The organism is Caldimonas taiwanensis NBRC 104434 (assembly GCF_001592165.1).
GTDB classification, from domain to species: domain Bacteria; phylum Pseudomonadota; class Gammaproteobacteria; order Burkholderiales; family Burkholderiaceae_C; genus Caldimonas; species Caldimonas manganoxidans.
Map to the genome: position 1 here is coordinate 81,200 of NZ_BCWK01000007.1, position 12,862 is coordinate 94,061.

16 protein-coding genes are annotated in these 12,862 nt (G+C 66.6%); 13 read left to right on the top strand and 3 right to left on the bottom strand.

The window, feature by feature from the left end:
* Positions 1 to 48: 48 nt before the first annotated feature.
* The 13 genes from CTA01S_RS08020 (at position 49) to CTA01S_RS08080 (ending at position 10,773) form a co-directional block, all read left to right on the top strand.
* A complete protein-coding gene (locus CTA01S_RS08020; RefSeq protein ID WP_062194500.1) occupies positions 49 to 558 on the top strand; it encodes a GNAT family N-acetyltransferase in 510 nt (169 codons plus the stop codon).
* A 29-nt stretch (positions 559 to 587) separates the two neighbouring features.
* Complete coding sequence (locus CTA01S_RS08025; RefSeq protein ID WP_019562019.1) at positions 588 to 1,394, top strand: HpcH/HpaI aldolase family protein; 807 nt, start codon at positions 588 to 590, stop codon at positions 1,392 to 1,394.
* 68 nt (positions 1,395 to 1,462) lie between these two features.
* Positions 1,463 to 2,332, top strand: a complete 870-nt coding sequence (locus CTA01S_RS08030; RefSeq protein ID WP_062194275.1) for an aldose 1-epimerase — start codon at positions 1,463 to 1,465, stop codon at positions 2,330 to 2,332.
* On the top strand, positions 2,329 to 3,240 hold the full coding sequence (locus tag CTA01S_RS08035; protein ID WP_019562017.1) for an SMP-30/gluconolactonase/LRE family protein: 912 nt from the start codon (positions 2,329 to 2,331) through the stop codon (positions 3,238 to 3,240). Before CTA01S_RS08030 ends, CTA01S_RS08035 begins: the two co-directional genes overlap by 4 nt.
* Positions 3,241 to 3,393: 153 nt before the next feature.
* On the top strand, positions 3,394 to 3,954 hold the full coding sequence (locus CTA01S_RS08040; RefSeq protein ID WP_062194279.1) for an ATP synthase subunit I: 561 nt from the start codon (positions 3,394 to 3,396) through the stop codon (positions 3,952 to 3,954).
* A gap of 12 nt (positions 3,955 to 3,966) precedes the next feature.
* Positions 3,967 to 4,830 (top strand): F0F1 ATP synthase subunit A, encoded by an 864-nt coding sequence (gene atpB / locus CTA01S_RS08045; RefSeq protein WP_062194282.1) that lies wholly within the window; start codon positions 3,967 to 3,969, stop codon positions 4,828 to 4,830.
* 86 nt (positions 4,831 to 4,916) lie between these two features.
* Positions 4,917 to 5,162 carry a F0F1 ATP synthase subunit C gene (gene atpE / locus CTA01S_RS08050; RefSeq protein ID WP_019562014.1) on the top strand — a complete coding sequence of 82 codons (246 nt, stop codon included), beginning with the start codon at positions 4,917 to 4,919 and terminating at the stop codon, positions 5,160 to 5,162.
* A 72-nt stretch (positions 5,163 to 5,234) separates the two neighbouring features.
* On the top strand, positions 5,235 to 5,705 hold the full coding sequence (locus tag CTA01S_RS08055) for a F0F1 ATP synthase subunit B (protein ID WP_062194285.1): 471 nt from the start codon (positions 5,235 to 5,237) through the stop codon (positions 5,703 to 5,705).
* A gap of 2 nt (positions 5,706 to 5,707) precedes the next feature.
* Complete coding sequence (locus tag CTA01S_RS08060; protein WP_062194503.1) at positions 5,708 to 6,241, top strand: F0F1 ATP synthase subunit delta; 534 nt, start codon at positions 5,708 to 5,710, stop codon at positions 6,239 to 6,241.
* Positions 6,242 to 6,328: 87 nt separating this feature from the next.
* A complete protein-coding gene (gene atpA / locus CTA01S_RS08065; protein WP_062194288.1) occupies positions 6,329 to 7,882 on the top strand; it encodes a F0F1 ATP synthase subunit alpha in 1,554 nt (517 codons plus the stop codon).
* A 22-nt stretch (positions 7,883 to 7,904) separates the two neighbouring features.
* Positions 7,905 to 8,774, top strand: a complete 870-nt coding sequence (atpG, locus tag CTA01S_RS08070; protein WP_062194291.1) for a F0F1 ATP synthase subunit gamma — start codon at positions 7,905 to 7,907, stop codon at positions 8,772 to 8,774.
* Between the two features lie 49 nt (positions 8,775 to 8,823).
* Positions 8,824 to 10,224, top strand: a complete 1,401-nt coding sequence (gene atpD, locus CTA01S_RS08075; protein WP_019562009.1) for a F0F1 ATP synthase subunit beta — start codon at positions 8,824 to 8,826, stop codon at positions 10,222 to 10,224.
* Positions 10,225 to 10,356: 132 nt separating this feature from the next.
* Entirely contained in the window at positions 10,357 to 10,773 is a 417-nt protein-coding gene (locus CTA01S_RS08080) for a F0F1 ATP synthase subunit epsilon (protein ID WP_019562008.1), read from the top strand.
* Positions 10,774 to 10,827: 54 nt separating this feature from the next.
* Here CTA01S_RS08080 and CTA01S_RS08085 read toward each other — a convergent pair whose 3' ends face one another.
* The 3 genes from CTA01S_RS08085 to CTA01S_RS08095 are packed head-to-tail and all read right to left on the bottom strand — an operon-like array spanning position 10,828 to position 12,860.
* Positions 10,828 to 11,340, bottom strand: coding sequence for a TPM domain-containing protein (locus tag CTA01S_RS08085; protein WP_051090257.1), 513 nt, complete (start codon positions 11,338 to 11,340; stop codon positions 10,828 to 10,830).
* Position 11,341: 1 nt separating this feature from the next.
* Positions 11,342 to 12,238 carry a TPM domain-containing protein gene (locus tag CTA01S_RS08090; protein ID WP_062194296.1) on the bottom strand — a complete coding sequence of 299 codons (897 nt, stop codon included), beginning with the start codon at positions 12,236 to 12,238 and terminating at the stop codon, positions 11,342 to 11,344.
* A 7-nt stretch (positions 12,239 to 12,245) separates the two neighbouring features.
* The gene (locus CTA01S_RS08095) at positions 12,246 to 12,860 is read right to left on the bottom strand and encodes a LemA family protein (protein WP_062194299.1); all 615 of its coding nucleotides are present in this window, start codon (positions 12,858 to 12,860) and stop codon (positions 12,246 to 12,248) included.
* Between the last annotated feature and the right edge of the window lie 2 nt (positions 12,861 to 12,862).

The following is a 12,862-nucleotide window of genomic DNA, read 5'->3' on the forward strand; positions in this document are numbered from 1 at the left end:
GCGGGTCCTGAGGGTAGACTGACGCGCCATGCCCTGTCTGCGCTGACGATGACATCGCCCGAGATCCAGCTCCTCACGCCAGACACCCCCGAATGGCTCGAGGCCACCCGAGGCATTTTCCGGGAGTACGCCGACTCCATCGGCATCGATCTGGCCTTCCAAGGCTTCGACGAAGAATTGGCAGCCTTGCCGGGCGACTATGCCGAGCCTGGGGGGAAATTGTTGCTGGCCCTGCTCGATGGTGAGCTGGCCGGCTGCGGTGCCTTCCGTCCGGCGCCCGAGACCGATTACCCCAACGCCTGCGAGATGAAGCGGCTGTATGTGCGCCGCGCGTTCCGCCGCTTCGGCCTGGGGCGGGTGCTGGCGCAGACCTTGATGGATGATGCCCGCCGCGCCGGCTACTCGGTCATGCTGCTGGACACCCTGGACGACATGGAGGCCGCGCGCGGCCTGTATGCCACGCTGGGCTTCGAGGAGATTCCTCCCTACTATTACAACCCCATCCCCGGGGCCCATTATCTGAAGGTCGATCTGGACGATCGACTCAGCCGGTACTGAGGGGCCGGCCGCGCCAGGAGGAGGCTTGCATGAACCCCTTTCGCCATTTGCTCCAGGCTGCCGGCGCGCACCCGCCGGTGGGCACCTGGATCGTTTCGTCCAATGCCTTGGCGGCCGAGGCCCTGGGCCACGCCGGTTTCGATTGGGCCGTGCTCGATCTGGAGCACAGCACCACCGACCTGGGCGATCTGGTTCATTTGCTGCAGGCCGTGGGCAACACCCGCATGGTGAGCGTGGTGCGCGTGCCTTGGAACGAGCCGGTGATCGTCAAGCGTGTGCTCGACGCCGGTGCCACCACGGTGATGTTCCCTTTCGTGCAAAGCGCCGATGAGGCCCGCCGCGCGGTGGCCTCCACCCGCTACCCGCCCGAGGGCGTGCGCGGCGTGATGGGCCTCAGCCGCGCCACCCGCTATGGCACGGCCGCGCAGGCCCTGCGCCATGCGAACCAGACCGTGGGCGTCATCGTCCAGCTGGAAACCCGCGAAGCCCTGGAGGCACTCGAATCCATCGCCCAGGTGCCCGGGGTCGATGCGATCTTCCTGGGGCCGGCCGATTTGTCTGCCAGCCTGGGCCACCTCGGCGAGCCCGCCCACCCGGAGGTCATGGCCTGCCTGGCCCGCGCGGTCGATCGCTGCAAGGCCCTGGGGCGGCCGGTGGGCACCATGGGGGCGACGCCCGACCTGGTGGCGCAATACCGCGCGATGGGCTTCGACTTCGTCGGCGTCGGCAGCGATCTGGGCTTGATGATGCGCGGCGCACAGGCGGCGCTGTCGGCCCTGCGCACCCAGGACATCCCCATCGTGCACTCGGTGACCGCCGGCACCCTGGCGCGCTGAGATCGGTGCTGCGGTTACAGCGAGGTACGCGCTTAGGATGTCGCGCCTGCCTCAACTCGAGCTCGAACATGACCCAGACCGATCCCCTTGGCGTGGAGCTGCGCCTGGATGCATGGCGCCTGGCCTTGCGCCCGGACCTCGGGGGGTGCGTGGCTGGCCTGTGGTGGAACGGGCATCCGGTGCTGCGCAGCACCGAGCCGATGGCCTTGACCGAGGCCCGCCGCGCCGCCTCCTATCCCCTGGTGCCGTATTCCAATCGCATCGCCGACGGGCATCTGCCCTGGCAAGGGCACGTCCATCGTGTGCGGCTCAACGTGGCCGATAGCCCCCATCCCATGCATGGCGTGGGCTTCCAACGGGCCTGGACGGTGGTGCATCGCACGGCCGAAGCGGTGGAGCTGAGGCTGTGCCACACCCCCGATGCGGACTGGCCCTTCGCCTTCGAAGCCTGCCAGCGCATCGAGCTGTCGCCCCGCAGCCTGCGCTTCGAGCTCTCGGCCACCCATCGGGGGCCGGGCACCGCGCCCATGGGGCTGGGCTGGCACCCCTATTTCCTCAAGCGACCCGGCAGCCGTCTGCAAGCGGCGGTGGTCGGTTGCTGGGAGATGGACGAGCGCAAACTGCCCACGCAGCTTCGGCCTTGCGACGCCTTGGATGCGCCCATCGAGGCGCTGGACCTGGACCACTGCCACACCGGGTGGAGCGGCGAAGCCTTCTTGCACGACCAGAGCTTCGACCTGCGGCTGCGCGCCAGCACCGAGTATCTCGTGGTCTTCACCCCGCCGACGCGGCCCGACTATGCGGTCGAGCCCGTCAGCCATGCCAACGATGCCTTCCACCGCGACGACCCGCTGGCCCATGGCCTGGTGGCCTTGGCCGAGGGCCAGACCCGCTCGGCGTGGATGCAGATCGACTTGCTGGAGGCCCGCCTCTCATGAGCACCCATCCCGACACGTTGCGACCTGCGACCGAGGCCATGGCCCTGCTGGGGGAATCGCCCCTGTGGCATCCGGTCGAGCAATGCCTGTACTTCTGTGACATTCCGGGGCATCGCCTGCATCGCCTGCAGCCCGACACCGGGCGGCTGGACAGCTGGACCTTCGACACCGATGTGTCGGCGTGCGTGCCGGCCCGTCGCGGCGGGCTGGTGCTAACGCTGCGCAGCGGCATCGTCCACTTCGATCCGGCCAGCGGCCACCGCACCCTGCTGGCGCCCCCGCCCTATGACCCGGCCTGCGAGCGTTTCAACGACGCCAAGAGCGATCCGGCCGGGCGGCTGTGGGTGGGCACGATCTACGAGCCGCGCAGCCCGGCACGGGCCGCGCTGTACTGCCTGGACGACACCGGAACCCTCCGCCGACGGGCCGATGGCATCACGGTGTCCAACGGCCTGGCGTGGAGCCCGGACGGCCGCACGATGTACTGGTCCGACACCAAGGCGCACACCATCTATGCCTTCGACTACGACCCCACCGATGGCAGCTTGGGGCCGCGGCGCGTGTTCGCCCGCTTCGAGCCGCGCGGCGAAGGCCAGCCGCTGGAGTGTTATGGCGGCCGACCCGACGGCGCGGCAATGGATGCCGAAGGCTGCTACTGGGTGGCGATGTTCGAAGGCGCACGCGTGTTGCGACTGTCCCCGCAGGGCGAGGTGCTGCACGAGCTGCGCCTGCCGGTGCGTTGCCCGACGATGCCCTGCTTTGGCGGGGCCGATCTGCGCACGCTGTACATCACCACGGCGCGCGACAAGCGCCCGGCCGAAGAACTGGCGGCCCAGCCTTGGGCCGGTTGCGTGTTGCAGGTGAGGGTGGAGGTGCCGGGCTTGGCCGCCGCGGCCTGCCAGCTTTGAGCCGGCCAGCTCGGCCTCGCACACAGGGTCAGCCCATCCGTGGCACGCCGGGGTCGGCCGCGTGGAGGCACACCATGGCACCCCGGGGGTGGAAAGGACGTGGGGGTTTCCACGTATAATCCCGAGGCTTTGCCGCAACCAACTGTAACTGCCGTGCCCGCCACGACCGACCGGAACGATCCCGGCCAGGCGCAAGCGCCGCGGGCCCGCGACCCCCAAGGTCATGGGTGTGACCGCTGGCAGCAGGAAGATGCGGACGAAGCAGCGCAGTTCAAGCCCCTGACATCCGAACAAGCGCGGGCTTGGCGCGCAAAGTACCCGCCGCTCTCGCCCTGGCGGGTGGTCGCGGCCCAGGCCGTGGCTGGGCTGGTGGTGGCCGCGCTGGCGTGGCTGCTCACCGGCAGGGCAGAGGCGGTCGTCTCGGCGCTCGTCGGCGCGGCGGCCGTGGTGGTGCCGGGGGCCTTGTTGGTCCGCGGGATGACCGGCGCTCCCAGCGCGAACCCTGGCGCTTTGATGCTGAGGTTCATGGTCTGGGAGGTGGTGAAGATCGTCGTGGCCGTGGCCATCTTGGTGGCGGCTGCAAGATTCGTGCCCAACCTGAGCTGGCTGGCCATGCTGGCGGCGATGGTGGTGTGCTTGAAAGTGAACGGGGTGGCCCTGCTGTGGCGGGGTCGGGTGAAACAGACACAAACCGTCGCCGCGGGCGACCGTTGACGAGAACGAACGATGGCAGCCGAAGGACAAGCGCTCACTGCGGGCGATTACATCACTCACCATCTGGTCCATCTGCAGAACAAGAAGCAGACCGGGATCATCGACTTCTCCGTCATCAACTACGACTCGCTGTTCTGGTCCATTTCGCTGGGCCTGGTGGCCGTGCTGTTCATGGCCTACGTGGCGCGCCGCGTGCACTCTGGGGTGCCGGGGCGCCTGCAGGGCTTGGTCGAGATGCTCGTGGAGCTGGTGGACAACCAGGCCAAGGGCATCGTCCACAACGAAACCTCGCGTCGCGCCGTCTCGGCCGCTGCGCTGACGGCCTTCGTCTGGATCTTCCTGATGAACGCGATGGACTTGGTGCCGGTGGACGCCATTCCCCAGGTGTGGCACTGGGCCGGTCCGGCCCTGGGGCTGCCGGATTACATGCGTGTGGTGGCCACGGCGGACTTGTCCATCACTCTGGGCATGTCCACGTTCGTGCTGGCCATGTGCCTGTACTACGGCATCAAGGTCAAGGGGCTGGGCGGCTTCGTCAAAGACCTCTTTTCGGCCCCGTTCCACGGGCACGGCTTCGGCGCCGTGTTGCTGGCGCCGTTCAACTTCCTGCTCAACCTGATCGAGTACGCAGCCAAAACGATTTCTCACGGCATGCGACTGTTCGGCAACATGTACGCCGGTGAGCTGGTGTTCATGCTGATCGCCCTGATGGGGGCGAGCGCCGCGCTGTCGCTGGGCGGCTCGCTGATGTTCGTCGGTCACGTGATCGCCGGGGCGATCTGGGCCATCTTCCACATCCTGATCATCACCCTGCAGGCCTTCATCTTCATGATGCTGACGCTGATCTACGTCGGTCAGGCCCACGAAAGTCATTGAATTTCAACCGCCGGCAGGTGGCCAGCCCGCCGGCTTTTTTTCGGTTTTTTCTTCCGTCCGTCAACAACCTTCCAATAGGAGCAATCATGGAAAACATTCTGGGTCTTGTCGCGCTGGCTTGCGGTCTGATCGTTGGCCTGGGCGCCATCGGCGCTTCCATCGGCATCGCGCTGATGGGTGGCAAGTTCCTCGAGTCCTCGGCCCGTCAGCCCGAGCTGATGAACGAGCTGCAAACCAAGATGTTCATTCTGGCCGGTCTGATCGACGCGGCCTTCCTGATCGGCGTGGCCATTGCGCTGCTGTTCGCTTTCGCCAATCCGTTCGCCGTCTGATCGGTTTTTTCTTTCTCTCGTACAGCGGATTGCGATCCGTCCTCGATTTCAGAGAAACGAAAGGCCTGATCCATGAACATCAACGCGACACTCGTTGCGCAGTTCGTGGTCTTTGGCATCCTGATGTGGTTCACGATGAAATACGTGTGGCCACCCATCACGAAGGCCCTGGACGAACGCGCGCAGAAAATCGCCGAAGGCCTGGCCGCAGCCGACAAGGCCAAGGCCGAGCTGGCTCGAGCCCATCAAGAGGTCCAGCAACAGCTGGCTGCCTCGCGCGATGAAACCTCCAAGCTGCTGGCCGATGCCGAGCGGCGTGCCCAGGCCATCATCGAAGAAGCCAAGAAAAAGGCCAGCGAGGAAGGCCAGAAGATCGTTGCCGCGGCCCGCGCCGAAGCCGAGCAGCAGGTCGTCCAGGCCCGCGAGGCCCTGCGCGAGCAGGTGGCCATGTTGGCCGTCAAAGGTGCCGAGCAAATCCTGCGTCGCGAGGTCAATGCCGCGGTGCATGCCGACTTGCTCAACCGCCTGAAAACCGAGCTGTGACCATGGCTGAGCTTGCAACCATCGCACGTCCTTATGCCGAGGCCCTGTACCGGGTGGCCGCGCATGCCGACGCCGAGGCCATCGCCGAGCAGGTCGATGCGCTGGCGCGTGTGGCCGCCGAGCCGCAGGTGCGTCTGTTCGCAGCCAACCCCAAGGTGACGGCCGAGCAGGTCTACGACCTGTTCGCCTCGGTGCTCAAGACCCCGCTGATCCCGCAGGTGAGCAACTTCCTGCGCACGGTGATCGACAACGACCGGCTGGCGGCGCTGCCCGAGATCGCGGCTCAGTTCCGCGCGCTCAAGAACGCGGCCGCGGGTTCGGCCGAGGCGCACATCCTCAGCGCCTTCCCCCTGAGCCAAGAGCAGCTCCAAGAGCTGCTGCCCACGCTCGAAAAGCGCTTCGGCTGCAAGCTGCAAGCGCGGGTGGAGGTCGATCCTTCGCTGATCGGTGGCGTGCGCGTGGTGGTGGGCGACGAGGTGCTCGACACCTCGGTCAAGGCACGACTCGAACGCATGAAGGTGGCGCTGACGGCCTGAGGCCAGACCAACGCTTGATCGCCCGGGACGGTCCCGGGCCCGAACTCGGTTCAGGCCCCGGGCCGACAACCAGACTGGGAGTACGCAATGCAACTGAATCCCGCAGAAATTTCCGAACTCATCAAGAGCCGCATCGAGGGTCTCGGCGTCTCGGCCGACATCCGCAACCAAGGCACCGTGGTATCGGTGACGGACGGCATCTGCCGTATCCACGGCCTGTCCGACGCGATGCAAGGCGAGATGCTGGAGTTCCCGGCCGACAAAAACGGTCAGCCCACCTACGGCCTGGCACTCAACCTGGAGCGCGACTCCGTCGGCGCGGTGATCTTGGGCGACTACGAGCATGTCTCCGAGGGTGACACCGTCAAGTGCACCGGCCGCATCCTCGAAGTGCCCGTGGGCCCCGAACTGATTGGCCGCGTGGTCGACGCCCTGGGCCGTCCGATCGACGGCAAAGGCCCGATCAATGCCAAGCTGACCGACGTGATCGAAAAGGTCGCCCCGGGCGTGATCGCGCGCCAGTCGGTGTCGCAACCGCTGCAAACCGGCCTGAAGGCCATCGACGCGATGGTGCCCATCGGTCGCGGCCAGCGCGAGCTGATCATCGGCGACCGCCAGACCGGCAAGACCGCGGTGGCCATCGACACCATCATCAACCAAAAGGGCCAAGGCGTCACCTGCATCTACGTCGCCATCGGCCAGAAGGCCTCGTCGATCAAGAACGTGGTGCGCGCGCTGGAGCAGCACGGGGCGATGGACTACACCATCGTCGTGGCCGCCTCGGCATCCGAATCCGCGGCCATGCAATACATCGCAGCCTACTCCGGCTGCACGATGGGCGAGTACTTCCGCGACCGCGGCCAGGACGCGCTGATCGTCTATGACGACCTGTCCAAGCAGGCCGTGGCCTATCGTCAAGTGTCGCTGCTGCTGCGCCGTCCGCCGGGCCGCGAAGCCTTCCCGGGCGACATTTTCTACCTGCACTCGCGCCTGCTGGAGCGTGCCGCTCGGGTGAATGCCGACTATGTCGAGTCCTTCACCAAGGGCGAAGTCAAGGGCAAGACCGGCTCGTTGACCGCGCTGCCCATCATCGAGACCCAGGCCGGCGACGTGTCCGCCTTCGTGCCGACCAACGTCATCTCGATCACCGACGGCCAGATCTTCCTGGAAACCAACCTGTTCAACGCCGGCATCCGCCCCGCCATCAACGCGGGCATCTCGGTGTCGCGTGTGGGCGGTGCGGCCCAGACCAAGCTGATCAAGAGCCTGTCCGGTGGTATCCGGACCGACTTGGCGCAGTATCGTGAACTGGCGGCGTTCGCGCAGTTCGCCTCCGATCTGGACGAGGCCACCCGCAAGCAGCTCGACCGCGGGGCGCGCGTGACCGAACTGCTCAAGCAGCCCCAGTACAGCCCCTTGCCCATCAGCCTGATGGCCGCCTCGCTGTTCGCGGTGAACAAGGGCTTCCTGGACGATGTGGACGTCAAGAAGGTCTTGGCCTTCGAGTCTGGCTTGCACCAGTACCTGAAGACCAGCCATGCGGCCCTGCTGAACAAGCTGGAAACCGACAAGGCCATGGACAAGGAGGCCGAGGCCGAACTGACCGCCGCCATCGCTGCGTTCAAGAAGTCCTTCGCCTAACCTCTCAGCAAGGAGTTCCGTCATGGCGGCAGGCAAGGAAATACGCGGCAAGATCAAATCGGTGGAAAACACCAAGAAGATCACCAAGGCCATGGAGATGGTCGCCGCCTCCAAGATGCGCAAGGCGCAGGACCGCATGCGTGCGGCCCGGCCCTATGCCGACAAGGTGCGCAACATCGCGGCCAACCTCGCCCAGGCCAATCCGGAGTACAAGCCGCCGTTCTTGCAAAAGAACAGCGGCACCGGACAGGTTGGCGTGATCGTGGTGACCACCGACAAGGGGCTGTGCGGCGGCCTGAACACCAACATCCTGCGCGCGACCACGGCCAAGCTGAAGGAACTGGAAGCCCAGGGCTTGAAGGCGCAGGCCGTGGCCATCGGCAACAAGGGCCTGAGTTTCCTGAACCGCATCGGGGCCAAGGTGGTCAGCCAGGTCACCCAGCTGGGCGACAAGCCGCATCTGGACCGGCTGATCGGCCCGGTCAAAGTGCTGCTCGACCAGTACGCCGAGGGCAAGCTCGACGCGGTCTACCTCTGCTACACCCGCTTCATCAACACGATGAAGCAAGAGCCGGTGATCGAACAGCTCCTGCCCCTGGCGGCCGACAAGCTGCAAGCCGACAAGGATGCGCACGCCTGGGATTACCTCTACGAGCCGGATGCGCCCACCGTCATCGATGAGCTGCTCACGCGCTACATCGAAGCCATCGTCTACCAGGCCGTGGCCGAGAACATGGCCTCCGAGCAATCGGCGCGCATGGTGGCGATGAAGGCGGCCACCGACAACGCGGGCAATCTGATCAACGAGCTCAAGCTCGAATACAACAAAACCCGTCAGGCGGCGATCACGAAGGAACTGGCCGAGATCGTCGGCGGTGCGGCAGCCGTCTGAGGCGGCGTGGCACCGAAGGCATAACGAATACTGATTGAAGGAACGAAAAATGGCTGAAGGCAAGATCGTTCAGTGCATCGGCGCCGTGGTGGACGTGGAGTTCCCGCGCGACCAGATGCCCAAGGTGTACGACGCCCTGAAGATGGCAGGCAGCGACCTGACGCTGGAAGTGCAGCAGCAGCTCGGCGACGGCGTGGTGCGCACCATCGCGTTGGGCTCCTCCGACGGCCTGCGCCGCGGCATGGTCGTGACCAACACCGGCGGGCCGATCACCGTGCCCGTGGGCAAGGCCACGCTGGGCCGCATCATGGACGTGCTGGGTCGCCCGATCGACGAGCGCGGTCCGGTCAGCCAGGAGCTGACGGCGTCCATTCACCGCAAGGCCCCGGCGTATGACGAGTTGTCGCCCTCGACCGAGCTGCTGGAAACCGGCATCAAGGTGATCGACTTGATCTGCCCGTTCGCCAAGGGCGGCAAGGTGGGTCTGTTCGGCGGTGCCGGTGTGGGCAAGACCGTCAACATGATGGAGCTCATCAACAACATCGCCAAGGCGCACTCGGGTCTGTCCGTGTTCGCCGGGGTGGGTGAGCGCACCCGTGAGGGCAACGACTTCTATCACGAGATGATGGAGTCGGGCGTGGTGGTCAGCGAGGACCTCTCCAAGTCCAAGGTGGCCATGGTGTATGGCCAGATGAACGAGCCGCCGGGCAACCGTCTGCGCGTGGCCCTGACCGGCCTGACGATTGCCGAGTCCTTCCGGGACGAAGGCCGCGACGTGCTGTTCTTCGTGGACAACATCTACCGCTACACCCTGGCCGGTACCGAAGTGTCCGCGCTGCTGGGCCGCATGCCCTCGGCCGTGGGTTATCAGCCCACGCTGGCCGAAGAAATGGGCAAGCTGCAAGAGCGCATCACCTCCACCAAGGTCGGCTCGATCACCTCGATCCAGGCCGTGTACGTGCCCGCGGACGACCTGACCGACCCGTCGCCGGCCACCACCTTCGCTCACCTGGATGCCACCGTGGTGCTCTCGCGCGACATCGCGGCGCTGGGGATCTACCCCGCCGTGGACCCGCTGGATTCCACCAGCCGCCAGGTCGACCCCAATGTCGTGGGCGAGGAGCACTACAACACCACGCGTGCCGTGCAGGCCGTGCTGCAGCGCTACAAGGAACTGCGCGACATCATCGCGATCCTGGGCATGGACGAGCTGTCGCCCGAAGACAAACTGGCCGTGGCCCGCGCGCGCAAGATCCAGCGCTTCCTGTCGCAGCCCTTCCACGTGGCCGAGGTGTTCACGGGGCAGCCCGGCAAGTACGTGCCGCTGTCGGAGACCATCCGCGGCTTCAAGATGATCGTCAATGGCGAATGCGACCACCTGCCCGAGCAGGCCTTCTACATGGTCGGCACCATCGACGAGGCCTTCGAGAAAGCCAAGAAGCTGCAATGATCGCCCTGCGCGGCGCGTGGGGCGCGCCGTGGCCGTACCTGCCGGGGCTGGCCCCGCGGGCGGCCTCGCACCGCCCCACCGCCCACGGACGGCTTGTTTCAAGCAGCTTCTAGACGTGAAAGGACCCTGAGCATGGCCACCATTCAAGTGGATGTCGTCTCGGCCGAGGAGTCGATCTTCTCGGGGGAGGCGAAGTTCGTCGCCCTGCCGGGCGAGGCCGGTGAGCTGGGCATTCTGCCCAAGCACACCCCGTTGATCACGCGCATCAAGCCCGGGGCGGTGCGCATCGAGCGGGCGGACAACGGTGAGGAAGAATTCGTGTTCGTCGCCGGCGGCATCCTGGAGGTGCAGCCCGATCACGTGACCGTGCTGGCCGACACGGCCATCCGCGGCAAGGATCTCGACGAGGCCAAGGCCCTGGAGGCCAAGCGCCTGGCCGAGGAGGCGATGAAGAACGCCAAGAGCGACATCGATTTCGCCAAGGCTCAGAGCGAGTTCGCGGCCATGGCCGCCCAGATTGCCGCGCTGCGCAAATACCGCAAGAAGTGAAGCGGCGCTGCGCCCGCCGTGCAATGACGCCCGCCTCGTGCGGGCGTCGTGCTTTCAGCGCCGCAAATCGACCACCGTGTCGGGCAGCTCGTTCTGGCCGGGCCGCTCGGGCGAGGCCGGAAAATGGCGCTCCAGCAAGGCGCCGACCTCGTCGATCGCGCGGGCCAGACCGTCTTCGAAGCGTCCTTGCGCAAAGGCTTGCGCCATGTGGTCGATGAGCGGCTGCCATTGGTCGGGGGGGATATGGCGAGCCAGCCCCCGGTCGGCGACGATTTCGATGTCCTGCTCGACCAGCAGCACGTAGATCAGCACGCCGTTGTTGTGCTCGGTGTCCCATACCCGCAGCTTGCCGAACAGGCTGAGCGCGCGCTCGCGCACGTCGGCATTGCGCCACAGGTAGGACAGCGGCAGGCTGGCTTCGACGCACACGCGGATTTGTCCGCTGTGGCGCTGCTCGCTGGCGGCCACACGTTGCTGCAGGCGCTGTAGCGCGGCCTCATCGAGCACGCGCCGGGCGGTGCGTTCATCCCACCAGCGGTGTTTCAAAAAGCGCAGCAGACGAACCATGTCACCACCGCCCCGACGCACCACCGCCGCCGAAACTGCCGCCGCCACCGGAGCTGAAGCCCCCGCCGCCACCGAAGCCGCCGCCGAAGCCGCCGGGGCCGCCGCCCCAGATGATCGGCCCGCCGCTGCGACGCGAGCCGCCGGTGCCCATGGCCAGCGTCAGCACCAGGGCGACGGCGCCGATCAGCAGTCCCAGCAGCAGCGAGGCGGTTACGATCGCGCCGACGGTCCCGATCAGCCCCCCGGTGGCCAAGGAGCCCCAGCGCCGGCCCAGCACCCCGGAGAGCACACCGCCGACGATGGGCGCGCCCACCAGCACGAAGGCCAGCCAGTCGCCCAGTCCGGGCGGGGCCGGGCCGCGGCCGGCGTCACGCGCAGGCGCGGGCAGGCCTTCACCCCGGATCAAGTCCATCAAGCGCTCGACGCCGGCTTCCAGCCCGCCGGCAAAGTCGCCTTGGCGGAAGGCCGGGGTGATGTACTCGTCGATGATGCGATAGGCGGCCAGGTCCGGAATGGCGCCTTCCAGTGCGCGGGCCACTTCGATGCGCACGCGCCGGTCGTTCTTGGCCACGACCAGCAACACGCCGTCGCCCACCGCACGGCGGCCGATCTTCCAGGTGTCGGCCACGCGCCAGGCGTAGGCGGCGATGTCTTCGGGGGCGGTGGTGGGCACCATCAGCACGACGATTTGGCTGCCGTGGCGGTGTTCGAAGGCCGCGAGCTTGGCTTCCAGGGCCTCACGTTGCTCGGGGCGCAGCGTGCCGGTGTGATCGATGACACGCGCGGTCAGGGCGGGCACCGGTTGCAGGGGGGCCGGCTGGGCGCCAGCCGCGGCCCAGCCAGCCAGCAGGGCCAGGCCCAGCACGAGGGCGAAGAACCCGCGCGACAAGGCGGTCATCTGGACCTCAGCGGGAGGCCGCGCCACCGAAATCCACCGTCGGCGGACGCGCGATCTCGGCTTCGTTGGTGACCGTGAAGTTGGGCTTGGTCTGGTAGCCGAAGAGCATGGCCGTCAGGTTGGTGGGAAAGCTGCGCGCCAACACGTTGTAGTCCTGCACGGCTTTGATGTAAGCATTGCGGGCCACGGTGATGCGGTTTTCGGTGCCTTCGAGCTGCACGCGCAGGTCCTGGAACGCTTGGTTGGCGCGCAGGTTGGGGTAGTTCTCGCTGATGGCCATCAGGCGCGACAGCGCGCTGGACAACTCGCCCTGGGCCTGCTGGAAGCGGTTGAAGGCCTCGGGGTCGTTGAGTGTTTCGGGCGTGACTTGAATGGCCGTGGCGCGCGAGCGGGCCTCGATCACGCGGGTGAGGGTCTCTTGCTCGAAATTGGCTTCGCCTTTGACCGTGTTGACGATGTTGGGAATGAGGTCGGCGCGGCGTTGGTATTGGTTGAGCACTTCGGACCACGAGGCCTTGACCTGCTCGTCCAGGCGTTGGAAATCGTTGTAGCCGCAGCCGCCGAGCACCAAGCCCAGCAGCACGACGGCCGAAAGCCCCAGGCGACGAAGGATGTGCTTCATGA

What these genes read in the sequence shown, in the direction of transcription:
- CTA01S_RS08020 (WP_062194500.1), top strand. Translation starts at nt 49, where the DNA reads ATGACATCGCCCGAGATCCAGCTCCTCACGCCAGACACCCCCGAATGG.
- CTA01S_RS08025 (WP_019562019.1), top strand. Translation starts at nt 588, where the DNA reads ATGAACCCCTTTCGCCATTTGCTCCAGGCTGCCGGCGCGCACCCGCCG.
- CTA01S_RS08030 (WP_062194275.1), top strand. Translation starts at nt 1,463, where the DNA reads ATGACCCAGACCGATCCCCTTGGCGTGGAGCTGCGCCTGGATGCATGG.
- CTA01S_RS08035 (WP_019562017.1), top strand. Translation starts at nt 2,329, where the DNA reads ATGAGCACCCATCCCGACACGTTGCGACCTGCGACCGAGGCCATGGCC.
- atpB (WP_062194282.1), top strand. Translation starts at nt 3,967, where the DNA reads ATGGCAGCCGAAGGACAAGCGCTCACTGCGGGCGATTACATCACTCAC.
- atpE (WP_019562014.1), top strand. Translation starts at nt 4,917, where the DNA reads ATGGAAAACATTCTGGGTCTTGTCGCGCTGGCTTGCGGTCTGATCGTT.
- CTA01S_RS08055 (WP_062194285.1), top strand. Translation starts at nt 5,235, where the DNA reads ATGAACATCAACGCGACACTCGTTGCGCAGTTCGTGGTCTTTGGCATC.
- CTA01S_RS08060 (WP_062194503.1), top strand. Translation starts at nt 5,708, where the DNA reads ATGGCTGAGCTTGCAACCATCGCACGTCCTTATGCCGAGGCCCTGTAC.
- atpA (WP_062194288.1), top strand. Translation starts at nt 6,329, where the DNA reads ATGCAACTGAATCCCGCAGAAATTTCCGAACTCATCAAGAGCCGCATC.
- atpG (WP_062194291.1), top strand. Translation starts at nt 7,905, where the DNA reads ATGGCGGCAGGCAAGGAAATACGCGGCAAGATCAAATCGGTGGAAAAC.
- atpD (WP_019562009.1), top strand. Translation starts at nt 8,824, where the DNA reads ATGGCTGAAGGCAAGATCGTTCAGTGCATCGGCGCCGTGGTGGACGTG.
- CTA01S_RS08080 (WP_019562008.1), top strand. Translation starts at nt 10,357, where the DNA reads ATGGCCACCATTCAAGTGGATGTCGTCTCGGCCGAGGAGTCGATCTTC.
- CTA01S_RS08085 (WP_051090257.1), bottom strand. Translation starts at nt 11,340, where the DNA reads ATGGTTCGTCTGCTGCGCTTTTTGAAACACCGCTGGTGGGATGAACGC.
- CTA01S_RS08090 (WP_062194296.1), bottom strand. Translation starts at nt 12,238, where the DNA reads ATGACCGCCTTGTCGCGCGGGTTCTTCGCCCTCGTGCTGGGCCTGGCC.
- CTA01S_RS08095 (WP_062194299.1), bottom strand. Translation starts at nt 12,860, where the DNA reads ATGAAGCACATCCTTCGTCGCCTGGGGCTTTCGGCCGTCGTGCTGCTG.